Source organism: Streptomyces sp. NPDC048257 (assembly GCF_043201855.1).
Classification (GTDB): domain Bacteria; phylum Actinomycetota; class Actinomycetes; order Streptomycetales; family Streptomycetaceae; genus Streptomyces.
Window position 1 is genome coordinate 94,265 of sequence record NZ_JBICZI010000020.1, and the last position, 16,347, is coordinate 110,611.

A 16,347-nucleotide genomic window follows, 5' to 3' on the forward strand; every position below is an offset into this window, starting at 1 on the left:
GCTAAGCGCCCGGACTTCCCTACAGGCCCATGGACTTGGCGATGATGGACTTCATGACCTCGCTGGTGCCGCCGTAGATGCGGTTCACGCGGTTGTCGGCGTACAGGCGCGCGATCGGGTACTCGTTCATGTAGCCGTAGCCGCCGTGCAGCTGGAGGCACTTGTCGATGACGCGGTGCGCGACCTCGGTGCAGAACAGCTTCGCGGAGGCGGCCTCGGCGGCGGTCAGCTCGCCGGCGTCCAGGGCCTCCAGGGCGCGGTCGGCGACGGCCTCGGCGGCGTCCACCTCGGCCTGGCAGGAGGCCAGTTCGAACTTGGTGTTCTGGAAGTGGGCGACCGGCTTGCCGAAGACGGTGCGCTCGGTCACGTACTGCTGGGCGAATCGGACGGCGGCCTTGGCCTGCGCGTAGGCGCCGAAGGCGATGCCCCAGCGCTCGGAGGGCAGGTTGGCGCCGAGGTAGTAGAAGCCCTTGTTCTCCTCGCCGAGGAGGTCCTCGACCGGGACCTTCACGTCGACGAACGCCAGCTCGGCGGTGTCGGAGGTGCGCAGGCCCAGCTTGTCCAGCTTGCGGCCTATGGAGTAGCCCTCGGACTTGGTGTCCACGGCGAAGAGGGAGATGCCGAAGCGGCGGTCCTGCTCGCCGGGGGCGGAGGTGCGGGCGCAGACGATCACGCGGTCGGCGTGGACGCCACCGGTGATGAAGGTCTTGGAGCCGTTGAGGACGTAGTGCGTGCCGTCCTCGGAGAGCTTGGCGGTGGTCTTCATGCCCGCGACGTCGGAGCCGGTGCCCGGCTCGGTCATCGCGAGGGCCCACATCTCCTCGCCGGAGACGAACTTCGGCAGGTAGCGCTTCTTCTGCTCGTCGTCGGCCAGCATCTTGATGTAGGGGAGGGCGAGCAGCACGTGCACGCCGGAGCCGCCGAAGTTGACGCCCGCGCGGGAGGTCTCCTCGTAGAGGACGGCCTCGAACTTGTGGGTGTCCAGGCCCGCGCCGCCGAACTCCTCGGGCACGTTGATGCCAAAGACGCCCAGCTCGCCGAGCTTGTAGTAGAAGTCGCGCGGCGCCTGGCCGGCCGCGAACCAGTCGTCGTAGACCGGGACGACCTCGGCCTCGATGAAGGCGCGGATGGTCTCGCGGAATGCCTCGTGGTCCTCGTCAAAAACGGTACGGCGCACGGCCGGCTCCCTTCGGTCGCGGCGGTCCGCCGCCATGGCTAAGCGCTTGCTCAGCATAAGTTACCGGCCAGTCAAACTGGCTGTCCAGAGTGGAGGTACCGCGGAAAGGGTGGGGTGGCTCACCCCGGCCCGCCGGCAGGGGGCGCGGCGGAGGGCGTCCGTCCGGGCAGCAGTGGCCGGAATGTACCCAACAATGCCTTGTTCGTGGTCTCACGTACCGATTCGCCCTCCCCGCCGAGGGCGAGCCGGGTGCGCCGCTGGACCTCGCGGAGATGGCCGAGCTGGTCCGGGCCCTGCCGCCCGCGAACCGGCGGTCGGCCACGGTGACGCTTCGCCGTGGTCCGCCACCTGCTCATGCCGAGGCTGGTGACCATCGACACGGTGGGGGAGGACCGTGCACTGGCGGTCGCCCTCACCGGGGAGCCGGCGGCCGTCGTGGTGATCCGGGTCGGCGGCGCCCTCTCCGCACCCGTCCGGCAGGAACAGTTCGGCTCCTGGCGGACGGAGGACTCCGAGGTGTGGGCCGCCGCCATGGCCAACCTCGACGCCGCGCCGGTCCCGCTCCAGTACAACGACGACGAGAACCCGCTGGTGAACGTCGAGGCCGGCGAAGGATGGACCTCCACACACCTCCTGCACGCCGCCGAACTCATCGACCGCCCGGCGCCGCACGGCATCCTCGCGATGGTCCCCTTCCACGGCCACCTGATGCTGTGGGCCGTCGAGGGGCCGGAGCCGCACACCTGCCTGATCGCCTACGGCCCGCTCGTGCGGAAGATGGGGGAGGACGCCTTGGAGGAGCCCCGGAGGAGTACCGGCTGAGCTCGCGCCTGCTGCGGATCGGGGAGGACGGGATCGAGTCGGTCGGAGTTGAGCCCGCGCCGCCCGGCAGCGACGGGCCGGGCGTGATCACCGGCTCCGCCCGCTTCGTGGAGATGCTCTCCGCCTTCCGCCCGGGGGACGGCCACCCCGGGTGAGCGGTCCGCACTCACCCGCCGGCGACGCGCAGCGCGAACCACAGCTCCATCCGCACGTCCGGGTCGTCCAGGTCCCGGCCCAGCAGTTCCGCGGCGCGGGTGATCCGCTGCCGGACGGTGTTGCGGTGAACGCCGAGGGCGGTGGCCGTGCGGTCCCAGTTGCCGTGGTGCGCCAGCCAGCCGCGCAGGGTCTCGCGCAGGGCGGGCGAGAGCGGCCCGAGCAGGGACTCCGCGTGGGCGCGGGCCTCGGCCGCGCCGACCAGGCCCGCGAGGCCGGATTCGGTGTGGCGGGCCAGCGGGGTGCGGGCCGCCTCCGCGCGCCGAAGGGCCCGCCCGGCCTGGGCATCGGCCGTGGCCAGCCCGGCGGGCGCGGCCGGGGCGCTGACGCCCAGCCGCCAGCCGGGCTGCGCCTCGGGCTCGCGGTCCGTGAGCAGCCGTACGCCGCCCTCGTGCGGGTCCGGCAGTTGCGGGTCCAGCAGTACGGTGCCCAGCGCGGCCGCGAGGGCCTGCGGATCCCCGGACCCGCGGGCGTGGACGGCGTACCAGGGCCCGTCCGTCGCCAGCGCCCCGGCCGGATCCCCGCCGAGCAGCAGCCGGGTCAGGGCCGCCGCCTCCGCCCCGGCGGGCCGCTCGGCGGTGAGCAGGGTCAGCAGTACGGCGGCCACCGATGCCACGGTGTGGTCGCCGGGCGCGCGGGCCGGGGTCGCGGTGCCCAGCGCCGCCCGCCCGGCCAGGGCGTAGGCGGCCAGGTGGTGTCCGCCCGCCCGGTCGGTGGCGGTGGCGGGCCCGCCCTCGCGGCCGACCCGGGCCAGCAGGGCGGACAGGGCCTCCCAGGCCGGAGCCGGCAGCTCCGGACCCGCCGCCCGGCCACCCGGCCACAGCGCGACCGACCCGCCCAGGGTCGCGGCGAGCCTGGCCAGGACCGCCGGGACCGGGTCGGGGCGGGCCGCGGCCGCCGCCAGGGCCTGCTGGGCCTCGGTGACCCGGCGCAGCTCCCGGGTCCGGGCCTCCGCCATCAGCCGCCCCACCGCGCGGGCGACCGCCGAGAAGGGGGTCCGCGGCGGGACCTCCAGCAGTGGCAGCCCGTGCCGGGCGCAGGCCTCGGCCAGCGCGGCCGGGACCTCCTCGTGCACCGGGGCGACGCCGAAGCCGAGCGCGGCCGCCCCCGCCCCGGCCAGCCGGGCCACGTACCCGTCGGGGTCGTCGGCGGGGCCCGCCCCGGCGGTCAGCAGCAGCTCGCCGCCGAGCAGGTACGGGGAGGGGTCGGGCATCTCGGAGGCGTGCACCCCGTGCACCCCGGCGTTGGCCGGCCCGGCGAGGTGGCGCAGGCCGAGCTCCCGGTCGCCGAGCAGCGAGGCGAGGAGCACGGGCGGCGTGAGCGGCTCCCCGTACTCCGGATCACGTGGAGGACCGGGCATGGATACTCCATACATTGCAGCTGTGCCAGATGGATGAAACGTACACTCCCCACCCCTCGGCGGCCCCCTTACGCTCGAAGTACCGCACACGTCAGGCCAGAGAAAGAGGCACAGCCATGAGCACGCAGCCGCGCGGACCCGTCGATTCCTCCCGCATCCCGCGGTACGCGGGCCCGGCGACCTTCGCCCGCCTGCCCCGCCTCGACGAGGTCGGCTCCGCCGACGTCGCCGTCGTCGGCGTGCCCTTCGACTCCGGCGTGTCCTACCGCCCCGGCGCCCGCTTCGGCGGCAACGCCATCCGCGAGGCCTCGCGCCTGCTGCGCCCGTACAACCCGGCCCAGGACGCCTCCCCCTTCGCGCTCGCGCAGGTCGCCGACGCCGGTGACATCGCCGTGAACCCCTTCAACATCAACGAGGCCGTCGAGACGGTCGAGGCCGCCGCCGACGAGCTGCTCTCCGCCGGCTCCCGCCTGATGACCCTGGGCGGCGACCACACCATCGCCCTCCCGCTGCTCCGCTCCGTCGCGAAGAAGCACGGCCCGGTCGCGCTGCTCCACTTCGACGCCCACCTGGACACCTGGGACACCTACTTCGGCGCCGAGTACACCCACGGCACCCCGTTCCGCCGCGCCGTCGAGGAGGGCATCCTCGACACCGAGGCGCTCTCCCACGTCGGTACCCGCGGCCCGCTCTACGGCAAGCAGGACCTGACCGACGACGCCAAGATGGGCTTCGGCATCGTCACCTCGGCCGACGTCTACCGCCGCGGCGCCGACGAGGTCGCCGACCAGCTGCGCCAGCGCATCGGCGACCGTCCGCTGTACATCTCCATCGACATCGACGTGCTCGACCCGGCGCACGCGCCCGGCACCGGCACCCCGGAGGCGGGCGGCATGACCTCCCGCGAGCTGCTGGAGATCATCCGCGGTCTGTCCTCCTGCAACCTCGTTTCCGCCGACGTCGTCGAGGTCGCCCCGGCGTACGATCACGCCGAGATCACCTCGGTCGCGGCCTCGCACACCGCGTACGAGCTCACCACGATCATGTCGCGACAGATCGCGCAGGCGAAGGGCAAGTAAGCGAAGTGACGCACGACCACGACCTGGTACTCCGTCCCACCGAAGCCCAGAAGGCGGCCGCGCTCGCGCCGCCGCCAGGGCGGACGGGCGGGGACCTGGTCGTGGAGACGCTGCGCGGCCTCGGCGCGACCACCGTCTTCGGCCTGCCCGGCCAGCACGCGCTCGCCCTCTTCGACGCGGTCGGCCGCTCCGACCTGCGCCTCGTGGGGCTGCGTACGGAGAACAACGCCGGCTTCGCCGCCGACGCGTACGGCCGGATCACCGGCGAGGCGGTCCCGCTGCTGCTCTCCACCGGTCCGGGCGCGCTGATGGCGCTGCCCGCCCTGGCGGAGGCGGCCGCCGCCTCCGCCCCGGTCCTCGCGATCTCCTCCCAGGTCCCGGTGGCGGGCCTGGGCGGCGGGCGGCGCGGGCACCTGCACGAGCTGCGGGACCAGTCGGCGTCCTTCCGGGACGTGGTGAAGTCCGTCCACACGGCCCGCACCCCGTCCCAGATCCCCTCCGTGATCGCCGAGGCCTGGGAGTCGGCCCTGACGGCCCCGCACGGCCCGGTGTTCGTGGAGATCCCGGAGGACGTCCTGCGGGCCGAGACCGTCATCCCCCAGGTCACGGGCGTGGACGCGACCCCGCACGAGCCGGCCCCGCGCCCCGAGCTCACCGCCGTCGCCGCCCACTGGCTGGAGAACGCCACCCGCCCGGTGATCATCGCGGGCGGCGGGGTCGTCCGCTCGGACGCGGCCGGCAAGCTCAAGCAGCTCGCCGAGCGGCTGAACGCACCCGTCGTCACCACCTTCGGCGGCAAGGGAGCCTTCCCCTGGACGCATCCGCTCTCCCTCCAGTCCTGGCTGGAGGACCGCCATATGACGGACTTCCTGGAGGACGCGGACGTCCTGCTGGTCGTCGGCTCGGGCCTCGGTGAGCTCTCGTCGAACTACCACACGTTCTTCCCGACGGGCCGGGTCGTCCAGATCGAGGCGGACCTCGGCAAGCTGGAGTCGAACCACGCCGGCCTGGGCATCCACGCGGACGCCCGGCTCGCCCTCCAGGCCCTGCTGGAGACGGTGGCCGAGCGCGCGGACCCGACCGCTCCGGAGCGTGTCCGCCTGCTGCTCGCGGACATCGCGGCCCGCCTCGACACCCAGGACCTGGTCCTGGAGCAACAGCTCCTCCGCTCGGTCCGGGCCGCCCTTCCCGCCCGCTCCCCGTCCTTCTGGGACATGACGATCCTGTCCTACTGGGCCTGGTCCGCCTTCGACCCGAAGCACCCCAACACCATGCACTCGGCCCAGGGCGCAGGCGGCCTCGGCTACGCCTTCCCCGCGGCCCTCGGCGCGTGCGTCGCCGAACCGGACACCCCGGTGCTCGCGGTCTCCGGCGACGGCGGAGCGATGTACTCCGTGGCGGAACTGGCGACGGCGAAGCAGCACGACCTCGACGTCACCTGGCTGATCGTGGACGACGGCGGGTACGGCATCCTGCGCGAGTACGGCTGCGAGACCGGTACACAGCTGACCGGCCCCGACTTCGTGGCCCTGGCGGAGTCCTTCGGCGTCCCGGCCTCCACCACCACCCCGGAGTCCCTGACCTCCGACCTCAGGAAGGCGCTGGCGACCCCGGGCCCCTCGGTCCTGGTCCTCCCCGCCCGGCTGAAGATGTTCGCCCCGACGCACCTCTGAGAGCACACCGCGGCGCCGGCCGCCCGCTCACGCCTCCTCCTCGGCCTCCTCGTAGGTGTGCAGGAGGAGACTGACCACGGCCACCCCCACCGCCGTCGCCAGCCGCGCCCACGGGTTGTCGGTCACCAGGCCCAGGACCTTCGCCGCGAAGAGCGCGAGGAGGAACGCGGTGACGAAGGGGACGACGGTGCGGGCGGTCCGCTGCACGAAGCTGATGTCGCCGCTGGCGCTGGCGCTGGCGCTGCCGCTGCCGCTGCCGCCGCCGGTTCGGTGCTCGTGAGTGCTCATCGCGCTGGATCCCTTCGGTCCGCCACCGCCACCGCAGTCCGCGGTCGGCTGTGCTTCCAGCATCGTGGGCACGCCCCGCCGGGCCCAGATCCGGAAAGTCGTGACTTGACAGGATCCGATCCCGCCTCCCCGCCCCGGTCGGACGCATCCCGCGCGCCCGCGCCGTACGGCAGTGCGATTGTTGCGGCGGGATGAAATCCGCCGGTCGGAGCGTTGGCGCTTCCGGCAGGACAGGACGAACGGGGAGGCCTCACGTGGCGGCGGCAGAGACATCGAATGGGGAGAAACAGGGCTGGGGCAAGCGGCTCGCCGCCTACACCTGGCGGTACAGGACCAATGTGCTGCTCGCGCTCGGCTCCTCGCTGGCCGGTATGGCCGTCATGGCGGTGGTGCCGCTGGTGACCAAGGTGATCATCGATGACGTCATCGGGGACCAGACCAAGGCCATGGCGCCCTGGGCAGGCACGCTGATAGCCGCGGCCCTGCTCGTGTACGTGCTGACCTACATACGCCGGTACTACGGCGGACGGCTCGCCCTCGACGTGCAGCACGACCTGCGCACCGACATGTACGCCACGATCGCCCGCCTCGACGGGCGGCGGCAGGACGAGCTGAACACCGGCCAGGTCGTCGGCCGCGCCACCAGCGACCTCCAGCTGATCCAGGGCCTGCTCTTCATGCTGCCCATGACGATCGGGAACTTCCTGCTCTTCGGGATATCCCTCGGGATCATGCTCTGGCTCTCGCCGCTGCTGACCCTCGTCGCCCTGCTCATGGCCCCCGCCCTGTGGTTCATAGCCAAGCGCAGCCGCAAGAAGCTCTTCCCCGCCACCTGGTGGGCCCAGGGCCAGGCCGCCGCCGTCGCCACCGTCGTCGACGGGGCCGTGACCGGCGTCCGCGTCGTCAAGGGGTTCGGCCAGGAGGAGCAGGAGACCGGCAAGCTGCGCGCCGCCGGCCGCCGGCTGTTCGCCGGCCGGATGCGGACCATCCGGCTCAACTCGCGCTACACCCCCGCCCTGCAGGCCGTGCCCGCGCTCGCGCAGGTCGCCATGCTGGCCCTCGGCGGGTGGATGGCCACCAAGGGCCAGGTCACCCTCGGCACCTTCGTCGCCTTCTCCACCTACCTCGCCCAGCTGGTCGGCCCCGTCCGCATGCTCGCCATGGTCCTCACCGTCGGCCAGCAGGCCCGCGCCGGCGTGGAGCGCGTGTTCGAGCTCATCGACACCGAGCCCGAGATCCGCGAGGGCGAGGGCGAGCTGCCCGCCGACGCGCCCGCCACCGTCGAGTTCGACGACGTCCGTTTCGGCTACGACCCCGGGCGGCCCGTCCTCGACGGGTTCTCGCTCACCGTGGCGGAGGGGGAGACCGTCGCCGTCGTCGGGTCCTCCGGAAGCGGCAAGTCCACCGTCGCGCTCCTGCTGCCCCGGTTCTACGACGCCGACGGCGGCACGGTCCGCGTCGGCGGCCACGACGTCCGTGAGCTGACGTACGACTCGCTGCGCGGCGCGATAGGCCTCGTCCCCGAGGACTCCTTCCTCTTCTCCGACACCATCCGCGCCAACATCGCCTACGGGCACCCCGGTGCCACCGAGAAGCAGATCGAGGCCGCCGCCCGCGCCGCCCAGGCCGAGGGGTTCATCCGGGCCCTGCCCGCCGGGTACGACACCAAGGTCGGCGAGCAGGGGCTCACCCTCTCCGGCGGCCAGCGCCAGCGCATCGCCCTGGCCCGGGCCATCCTCACGGACCCCCGGCTGCTGCTCCTCGACGACGCCACCTCCGCCGTGGACGCCCGCGTCGAGCACGAGATCCACGAGGCCCTGCGTTCCGTCATGGCCGGCCGGACGACCCTGCTGATCGCCCACCGCCGCTCCACGCTCGCGCTGGCCGACCGGATCGCCGTACTCGACCGCGGGCGGCTCGCCGACATCGGGACGCACGAGCAGCTGGAGAGCCGCTCGGCGCTCTACCGCAGGCTGCTCACCGACCCCGACGCGCTCGGCGCCGCCTCGCCGCGGACCCCGGACGCCCGGGTGATGACGGAGTTCGAGCGCGAGCTCGACCGTGACGTCGAGCGCGGCATCGAGCTCGAGGCGGAGATCGACTCCGAGCCCGTCAACGCCAAGCGCAGGGTCGCCGGCCGGGTCACCCCCGAGCTCTGGCGCCGCCAGGACGACCCCGACGGGACCACCTCGGGTGCCGCTCCCGGTACTGCTCCCGCCGCCGCGAGCGGCGCGCCCGGAGCCGGGCATTCCATGGCCGGGTCCGTCGCCGGGATGCCCGCCACCCCCGAACTGCTCGCGCAGGTGGCCGCCCTGCCGCCCGCCGAGGACCTGCCCGAGGTGGACGAGACCCGCGCCGCGGCCGCCGAGGAGAGCTACGGCCTGCGCCGCCTGCTCCACGGGTTCTGGGCGCCGCTCGCCATCAGCCTCGGCCTCGTCGCCGCGGACGCGGGGGCCGGACTGCTGCTGCCGATCCTGATCCGGCACGGCATCGACCAGGGCGTGGAGCAGGCCGTGCTCGGCGCCGTCTGGGTGGCCGCCGCCCTCGCCCTCGTCCTCGTCGTCGCACAGTGGGCCGCGCAGTTCGCCGAGACCCGGATGACGGGACGTACCGGCGAGCGCGTGCTGTACGCCCTGCGCGTCAAGATCTTCGCCCAGCTCCAGCGCCTCGGCCTCGACTACTACGAGCGCGAGTTGACCGGCAAGATCATGACCCGGATGACCACCGACGTGGATTCGCTGAGCTCGTTCCTGCAGACCGGGCTCGTCACCGCCGTGGTCTCCGTCTTCACCTTCTTCGGCATCCTGATCGCCCTGGTCGTCCTGGACGCCGAGCTCGCGCTGATCGTCTTCGCGACCCTCCCCGTCCTGGTCCTCGGTACGATCGTGTTCCGCCGCAAGTCCGTCGCCGCCTACGAGCTCGCCCGCGACCGGGTCAGCCTGGTCAACGCCGACCTCCAGGAGTCCGTCTCGGGCCTGCGCATCGTCCAGGCCTTCCGCCGCGAGGGCTCGGGTGCCAAGCGCTTCGCCGAGCGCAGCCACTCGTACCGCGAGGCCCGGGTCCGCGGCCAGTGGCTGATATCCGTCTACTTCCCCTTCGTGCAGCTGCTGTCCTCGGGGGCCGCGGCCGCCGTGCTGATCGTCGGCGCGGGGCGGGTGGAGGCCGGGACGCTCACCACCGGCGCCCTGGTCGCGTACCTGCTCTACATCGACCTGTTCTTCGCGCCCGTCCAGCAGCTCTCCCAGGTCTTCGACGGCTACCAGCAGGCCACGGTGGCCCTCGGCCGGATCCAGGGGCTGCTGCGCGAGCCCACCACCACCCCGCTGCCTCAGCGGCCGCGCGCGGTGGAGTCGCTCGGCGGGGAGATCGCCTTCGAGAACGTCCGCTTCCAGTACGGGACGGCCGAGGAGCGGGGGGAGAAGGGCGAGGCCCTGGCCGGCATCAGCCTGCGGATACCCGCCGGGCAGACCGTCGCCTTCGTCGGCGAGACCGGGGCCGGAAAGTCCACGCTGGTCAAGATGGTGGCCCGGTTCTACGATCCGACCTCCGGCCGGGTCACCGCCGACGGCGCGGACATACGGGAGCTGGACCTGACGGCGTACCGCCACCGGCTGGGGGTCGTCCCCCAGGAGGCCTACCTCTTCCCGGGGACGGTCCGTGACGCCATCGCCTACGGGCGGCCCGGGGCGAGCGACGCCGAGGTGGAGGCCGCCGCCCGCGCGGTCGGCGCCCACGACATGATCGCCACCCTCGACGGCGGCTACCTGCACACGGTCGCCGAGCGGGGCCGCAACCTCTCCGCGGGCCAGCGCCAGCTGATCGCGCTGGCCCGGGCCGAGCTCGTCGACCCGGACGTGCTGCTGCTCGACGAGGCCACCGCCGCCCTCGACCTGGCCACCGAGGCCCAGGTCAACCAGGCGACGGACCGGCTCGCCGGCAAGCGCACCACCCTGGTGGTCGCGCACCGGCTGACCACCGCGGCGCGCGCCGACCGGGTCGTGGTCATGGACCGCGGCCGGGTCGTGGAGGACGGAACCCACACCGAACTCCTGGCGCGCGGCGGCCGGTACGCCGAGCTGTGGCGCACCTTCGTCGGTGAGGACGAGCGCGCCGCGGCCTGAGCGGCCACCTGGGGACTGGGACGTCCCGGGATCAGAACTCGCCGAAGAGCAGGTTCCCCGGGGCGTCCTCGTCGGTGCCGGTGTAGTACTCGCGTACCGCGTCCAGCAGTTCGTCGACCGTCAGGGACTCGTCCCCGTTCGCGTCGATCCGCCGGAAGAGCGCCTCGGTCTCGGCGGGGCTCAGCTGCGTGCCGAAGGCCTCCTGTGCCCGGTGGAACTCCTGCGGGCTGATGCGCCCGTCGTCGTCGGTGTCGACGATCGTGAGGATCGCCCGCATCATCGGGCGGAAGGAGCGGTCGTAGGCGGGCCCGCCCTGCGCGTACAGGCGGGTCATGCCCAGCTTGTACTCCTCGGGCGTCACCTTGCCGTCGCGGTCGATGTCGAGCTCGGTGAACAGGTCCTGCCAGAAGTCGGCCAGCCCGCTCATCACCAGGTCGGCCTTGGCCGAGCCGGCCGGCTCGGCGAGGGCCGTCAGCAGCCGGGAGCCGAGCGCGATGATGTCGTCGGCGTCGATCACGCCGCTCCCGTCGGCGTCCAGGTGCGTGAAGGCGCGCTCCAGCTTGCGGTCGAGCAGGTCGTTCGTCATCTCATGGCCTTTCACGGCTACGGCTACGGCTGCGGATACGGCTGCGGATACGGCTCCTGCTCGGCTACGGCGAGCGGGCTGTTCGTCACCTAGCGTAATCGCCCTCCCGGGTGTGAACTCCCGCTGTCCCGGCGGGAGGTGGCGGATGCACTCGTACGAGGGAGGGTGGCCGGAACCGGTACGCCGGACCCTTGCGTGCAGCAACCTTCCGGGGGACTCGGGTGTCGTACGTGCGTGCGTGGACGCGTCGTACGTACGACCGATCGGGGGGTCTGGTGTCGCAGAGGTGGAGGAGGCGTGGCCGGTGGGCCGCGTCCCCGGGGGTGTTCGCGACGGCGCTGTGGCTCTCCGTGAGCGGGCTGTTCACGCCGTCGCCGGCGCAGGCCGCGACCGAGGGGTGTGCGGGCCGGCTGGCCAGGACGGTGGCCTTCGAGGCGGGCGAGGTGCGCGTCTACAAGAGCCGCCACCAGGCCTGTGCGATGACGGTGGCCCGGGTTCCGGGGGAGCGGCGGCGGATGACGGTGAGCATCCAGCCGCGCGGCGGGGCCCCGGTGCGCGAGGCCGGAGGATTCACCCGATACGCCGGGCCTGTCACGGTCGGGGCAATCAACCGCTGCGTGTATGTAAAGGGGGGTGTGGGGGCTGGATCCGTTGATTCCGGCTGGATCCTGTGCTGAGGGACAGGCCCAACTGGGTCTGGTCAGCGGCGCGTTGACCCGGCTAGGTTCACGGCGACCGAAGTGAACTCAAGGGGAGGGTGCATGCGCAAGACGCTCGGATGGCTGCTGTCGCTCGTGGTGCTGATCGGCACCATGGGCGCGGCCGGCTCCACGGCGCAAGCGGCCACAGCCGCGGAGCCCGCGGCCGCCACGGACATCAAGGACCAGATCCTCGGCATTCCCGGGATGAGCCTGATCGAGGAGAAGCCGTACCCCGGCTACCGCTTCTTCGTACTGAACTACGAGCAGCCGGTGGACCACCGGCAGCCGTGGAAGGGCACCTTCAAGCAGCGCCTGACCCTGTTGCACAAGGACGTCTCGCGGCCGTCGGTGTTCTTCACCTCCGGCTACAACGTCACCACCAGCCCGCGCCGCAGTGAGCCGACGACCATCGTCGACGGCAACCAGGTCTCCCTGGAGTATCGATTCTTCACTCCCTCCCGGCCCGACCCGGCCAACTGGTCGAACCTGGACATCTGGCAGGCCGCCAGTGACCAGCACCGCATCTTCACCGCGCTGAAGAAGATCTACAAGAAGAACTGGCTGGCCACGGGCGGCAGCAAGGGCGGTATGACGGCGACGTACTACGAGCGGTTCTACCCGCGCGACATGGACGGTGTCGTCGCGTACGTCGCGCCGAACGACGTCGTCAACAACGAGGACTCGGCCTACGACCGCTTCTTCGCCAAGGTCGGCACCAAGGAGTGCCGCGACAAGCTGAACGCGGTGCAGCGCGAGGCGCTCGTCCGCCGCGAGCCGCTCGAGGCCAAGTACGCGGTCGCCGCGGCCGAGAACGGCTGGACCTTCACCACCGTCGGCAACCTCGACAAGGCCTACGAGGCCGTCGTGCTCGACTACGTGTGGGCCTTCTGGCAGTACAGCCTGCTCGCCGACTGCGCTTCCGTCCCGGCGGCCGCGACCGCGAGCGACCAGGAGATCTGGGACAGCATCGACGCGATCTCCGGCTTCTCGGCCTACGCCGACCAGGGCCTGGAGACGTACACGCCGTACTACTACCAGGCGGGTACGCAGCTCGGTTCCCCGGACATCAAGCAGCCGCACCTCAAGGGCCTGAGCCGCTACGGCTACCAGCCGCCGCGCAACTTCGTGCCCCGCGACATCCCCATGACCTTCCAGCCGGGGGTGATGGCGGACGTCGACAAGTGGGTGCGCGACAACGCCCACCAGATGCTCTTCGTGTACGGGCAGAACGACCCGTGGGGCGCCGAGCCGTTCCGCCTCGGCTACGGGGTGCGCGACAGCTACGTGATGATCGCGCCGGGCGCCAACCACGGGGCGAACGTCGCCAGGCTCATGGACGGCGAGAAGGCCCTCGCCACCGCGAAGATCCTGCAGTGGGCGGGGGTGGCCCCGGCCGCCGCGCTCGCCGACGCGGGGAAGGCGGCGCCGCTGGCGGCGCCCGACGCGCAGCTCGACCAGCGCGACCTGGAGCGCGAGCCGCAGCTGCGGCCGTAACCGGGACCCACGCGGGCCGCGGGCCCGGCGCCTGAGGAATCAGTGCGTCAGCCCGTGGCCCAGCGGGTAGCGGCCCGGGACCGGCACGGGCAGGCGCCCTGCGGGCCGTACCGCCCCGGTGAGCACCCGGGCCGCCGCCCGCATCTCCACGTCCGTCCAGGAGTACGTGGCCAGCTCCGCCGCGCAGGCCGGCAGCCGGGCCGGGTCGTACGGATTGCGGACCGCCAGCGCGATGACCGGCACGCCGGTCGCGATCAGGTCCGCGACCAGCGTGCGCTGCGGACTCTCGCCCTCCGGGACGTTGTACGTGCACACCAGCACCGCCGCGTGACCGGCCGCGGCGGCCACGGCGCGGCCGGGCGGCACCGCCGTGGCCCGGCAGCCCAGGGCGGTCAGCTCCCGGGCCAGTACGGCCGTAGGGGGTCCGGTGGTACCCGAGGGGGAGGCCGGGTCCGTCCCGGTGACCAGCAGCCGTGGCCCGGACGTCGCATCGATCGGCACCAGCCCGCGAGGATCGGCCAGCAGGGTCGTCGTGGCGGCCGCGATCGCGTCGGCGGCATCGAGGTGCTCCTGGACGCCGACGGCGGCGTCCACCTCCCGGCCCGTGGTGTACGCCTCGTCGAACAGGCCCCGGCGGGCCTTCAGTTCCAGGATGCGCAGCACCGACTCCTCGATCCGTGCCTCCGTCAGCTCGCCCGCCTCGACGGCTGCCCGCACGCTGCGGTGTGCGAGCCCGAGGTCCGGCGGGTTCAGCAGCTGATCGCAGCCCGCCAGCAGGGCCAGTACGGGCACGCGGTCGTCCCCGTACTTCTGGCGGACCCCGGCCATGTCGAGGGCGTCGGTGACCACCACCCCCTCGAAGCCGAGGCGTTCGCGCAGCAGACCGGTGACGATCGGCCGGGAGAGGGTCGCCGGGTCCCCCGAGGGATCGAGCGCGGGGAAGACGATGTGCGCCGTCATGACGGCGTCCACCCCCGCCTCCACCGCGGCCCGGAAGGGCGGCTCGTCCAGCTCCTCCCAGGTGGCGCGGGAGTGCCGCATCACCGGCAGGCCGACATGGCTGTCCGTCTCGGTGTCCCCGTGGCCGGGGAAGTGCTTGGCGGTGGCGGCCACCCCGGCGCCCTGGTAGCCGCGGACCTGGGCGGCGACCAGCTCCGCCACGGCCTGCGGGTCGGAGCCGAAGGACCGTACGCCGATCACCGGATTGGCCGGGTTCACGTTGACGTCGGCCACCGGCGCGTAGTCCTGCCGGATGCCCATGGCGGCCAGCTCGGAGCCCGCGATGCGCGCGGCCCGCCGGGCGTGGGCGGTGGATCCGGCCGCACCGAGGGCCATCGCCCCCGGGAGCAGCGTCGCCGGCTTGCCGATCCGCGCGACGGCCCCGTGCTCCTGGTCGGTGGAGAGCAGCAGGGGGATCCGGGCGCCGGTGGTGAGGGCGGCCTGCTGGAGGCCGACCGAGAGCGAGGCGATCTGCTGCGGGCTGCGGGTGTTGTGGGCCCAGGCGAAGTAGATGATCCCGCCGAGGTGGTAACGGGCGACCAGCTCGGCGGCGGTGCGCACGCCGAACAGCGCCTGGTTCTGCTCGGCGTCCGCCGGGTCGGGACCGGTCGCCGAATGCCCGTACACCCGGGAGACGAAGAGCTGCCCGACCTTCTCGTCGAGGCTCATCCCGTCGATCATGCCGCGCAGCCGCGCCCGGCCGGGGCGGCGGCCGGGGGGCCGTGCGTCGTCTGGGGTGTGGTGGGGGCCCACCGCGGCGGAAGCGGCCCCGGCGGCCGTGACGGCGACCATGGCGGCAGCGGCGAGCAGGTTCCGGCGCGAGGCGTGGTACGGCACGCGCCGGACCCTACTGCCGGGGTACGCCCGGCGCGTGGCGGACACTCGGACGTACCCCGGAAGAGACACCCCCTAGAGCCGGTCGGCCGCCCAGTGCTCCTGAAGGGTCCGCACGGCCTCGGTGATCGCGGGGCGCCGGGCGGCCCCGGTCCGCCACAGCGCGTACAACCGGCGTACGGGGCCGGGCTCCAGCGGTACGGTCACCGCCCCCGGCGGCAGCGCCCCGGTGCCCAGCCGGGGTACGACGGCCACCCCGAGCCCGGCTGCCACCAGGGCGACGATGGTGTGGTTCTCCTCCGCGACGTGCGCGATGTCGGGCTCGAACCCGGCGGTGCGCAGGGTCCGTACCAGCCAGTCGTGGCAGACCCGGCCGGGTGGCTGGCAGACCCAGCGCTCGCCGCCGAGGTCGGAGCGGCGGATGACCCGGCGCGTGGTGAAGGGGTGCCCGGCCGGCACCACCAGGTCGCAGAGGTCGTCCCCGATCACTGCCTGTTCGATCCCCTCGGGCGCGGGCAGCGGGGCGATGTCCCAGTCGTGGGCCACCGCCAGATCGGTGACCCCGCGGGCCACCAGCTCCACGGACAGGTGCGGGTCCACCTCCGTGAGCCGTACGTCCAGCGCCGGGTGCCGGCGGGCCAGATCGGCCAGCACCTGCGGCAGCAGCCCGCGCGCCGCCGAGGCGAACGCGGCCACGGTCAGCAGTCCGCTCGGCTGCCCGCGGCGCTCCTCCAGGGTGGTCTCGGCGCGCTCCACGATCGACAGCAACTGCTGGGCGGTGTCGGCCAGGTGGCGGGCCTCCTCGGTGAGCGCGACCCCTCGTCCGCGCCGCTCCAGCAGGGTGGTGCGGGTCTCGCGTTCCAGCTTGGAGATCTGCTGTGAGACCGCCGAGGGGGTGTAGCCGAGGGCGGCCGCGGCGCCGGCGACCGAGCCGTGGACGGAGACGGCGTGCAGGGCGCGCAGCCGCGCGAGATCGAGCATGCCTCCATCCTGGCACCGC

General features: G+C 73.1%; 12 protein-coding genes. 6 read left to right on the top strand and 6 right to left on the bottom strand.

Annotated features, from left to right (window positions below):
- Positions 1-19: 19 nt before the first annotated feature.
- Positions 20-1,177 (bottom strand): acyl-CoA dehydrogenase family protein, encoded by a 1,158-nt coding sequence (locus ACGFZK_RS28985; protein WP_393851801.1) that lies wholly within the window; start codon positions 1,175-1,177, stop codon positions 20-22.
- 366 nt (positions 1,178-1,543) lie between these two features.
- Here ACGFZK_RS28985 and ACGFZK_RS28990 point away from each other — a divergent pair, with 366 nt between their 5' ends.
- Entirely contained in the window at positions 1,544-1,999 is a 456-nt protein-coding gene (locus ACGFZK_RS28990) for a hypothetical protein (RefSeq protein WP_393851802.1), read from the top strand.
- 166 nt (positions 2,000-2,165) lie between these two features.
- Here the strand turns inward: ACGFZK_RS28990 and ACGFZK_RS28995 are convergent, their stop codons facing one another.
- Positions 2,166-3,572, bottom strand: a complete 1,407-nt coding sequence (locus ACGFZK_RS28995; protein WP_393851803.1) for a helix-turn-helix domain-containing protein — start codon at positions 3,570-3,572, stop codon at positions 2,166-2,168.
- A gap of 116 nt (positions 3,573-3,688) precedes the next feature.
- Between ACGFZK_RS28995 and speB the strand changes: the two genes are divergently transcribed.
- Complete coding sequence (gene speB, locus ACGFZK_RS29000; protein WP_393851804.1) at positions 3,689-4,651, top strand: agmatinase; 963 nt, start codon at positions 3,689-3,691, stop codon at positions 4,649-4,651.
- A gap of 5 nt (positions 4,652-4,656) precedes the next feature.
- A complete protein-coding gene (locus ACGFZK_RS29005) occupies positions 4,657-6,324 on the top strand; it encodes a thiamine pyrophosphate-binding protein (RefSeq protein ID WP_393851805.1) in 1,668 nt (555 codons plus the stop codon).
- 27 nt (positions 6,325-6,351) lie between these two features.
- Here the strand turns inward: ACGFZK_RS29005 and ACGFZK_RS29010 are convergent, their stop codons facing one another.
- Positions 6,352-6,612, bottom strand: coding sequence for a hypothetical protein (locus ACGFZK_RS29010; protein ID WP_393851806.1), 261 nt, complete (start codon positions 6,610-6,612; stop codon positions 6,352-6,354).
- A 254-nt stretch (positions 6,613-6,866) separates the two neighbouring features.
- Here ACGFZK_RS29010 and ACGFZK_RS29015 point away from each other — a divergent pair, with 254 nt between their 5' ends.
- Positions 6,867-10,733, top strand: a complete 3,867-nt coding sequence (locus tag ACGFZK_RS29015; protein ID WP_393851807.1) for an ABC transporter ATP-binding protein — start codon at positions 6,867-6,869, stop codon at positions 10,731-10,733.
- Between the two features lie 31 nt (positions 10,734-10,764).
- On the opposite strand, the gene ACGFZK_RS29020 is transcribed toward ACGFZK_RS29015, so the two are convergent.
- Positions 10,765-11,319: an EF-hand domain-containing protein gene (locus ACGFZK_RS29020; RefSeq protein ID WP_393851808.1), complete on the bottom strand. Its 555-nt coding sequence runs from the start codon at positions 11,317-11,319 to the stop codon at positions 10,765-10,767.
- 323 nt (positions 11,320-11,642) lie between these two features.
- Between ACGFZK_RS29020 and ACGFZK_RS29025 the strand changes: the two genes are divergently transcribed.
- Both ACGFZK_RS29025 and ACGFZK_RS29030 read left to right on the top strand, forming a co-directional pair.
- Positions 11,643-11,996: a hypothetical protein gene (locus tag ACGFZK_RS29025; RefSeq protein WP_393851809.1), complete on the top strand. Its 354-nt coding sequence runs from the start codon at positions 11,643-11,645 to the stop codon at positions 11,994-11,996.
- 84 nt (positions 11,997-12,080) lie between these two features.
- Entirely contained in the window at positions 12,081-13,514 is a 1,434-nt protein-coding gene (locus ACGFZK_RS29030) for a S28 family serine protease (protein WP_393851810.1), read from the top strand.
- Positions 13,515-13,553: 39 nt separating this feature from the next.
- On the opposite strand, the gene ACGFZK_RS29035 is transcribed toward ACGFZK_RS29030, so the two are convergent.
- Both ACGFZK_RS29035 and ACGFZK_RS29040 read right to left on the bottom strand, forming a co-directional pair.
- Positions 13,554-15,305 (bottom strand): glycoside hydrolase family 3 N-terminal domain-containing protein, encoded by a 1,752-nt coding sequence (locus ACGFZK_RS29035; protein WP_393851831.1) that lies wholly within the window; start codon positions 15,303-15,305, stop codon positions 13,554-13,556.
- A 117-nt stretch (positions 15,306-15,422) separates the two neighbouring features.
- Positions 15,423-16,328, bottom strand: coding sequence for a LysR substrate-binding domain-containing protein (locus tag ACGFZK_RS29040; RefSeq protein WP_393851811.1), 906 nt, complete (start codon positions 16,326-16,328; stop codon positions 15,423-15,425).
- Between the last annotated feature and the right edge of the window lie 19 nt (positions 16,329-16,347).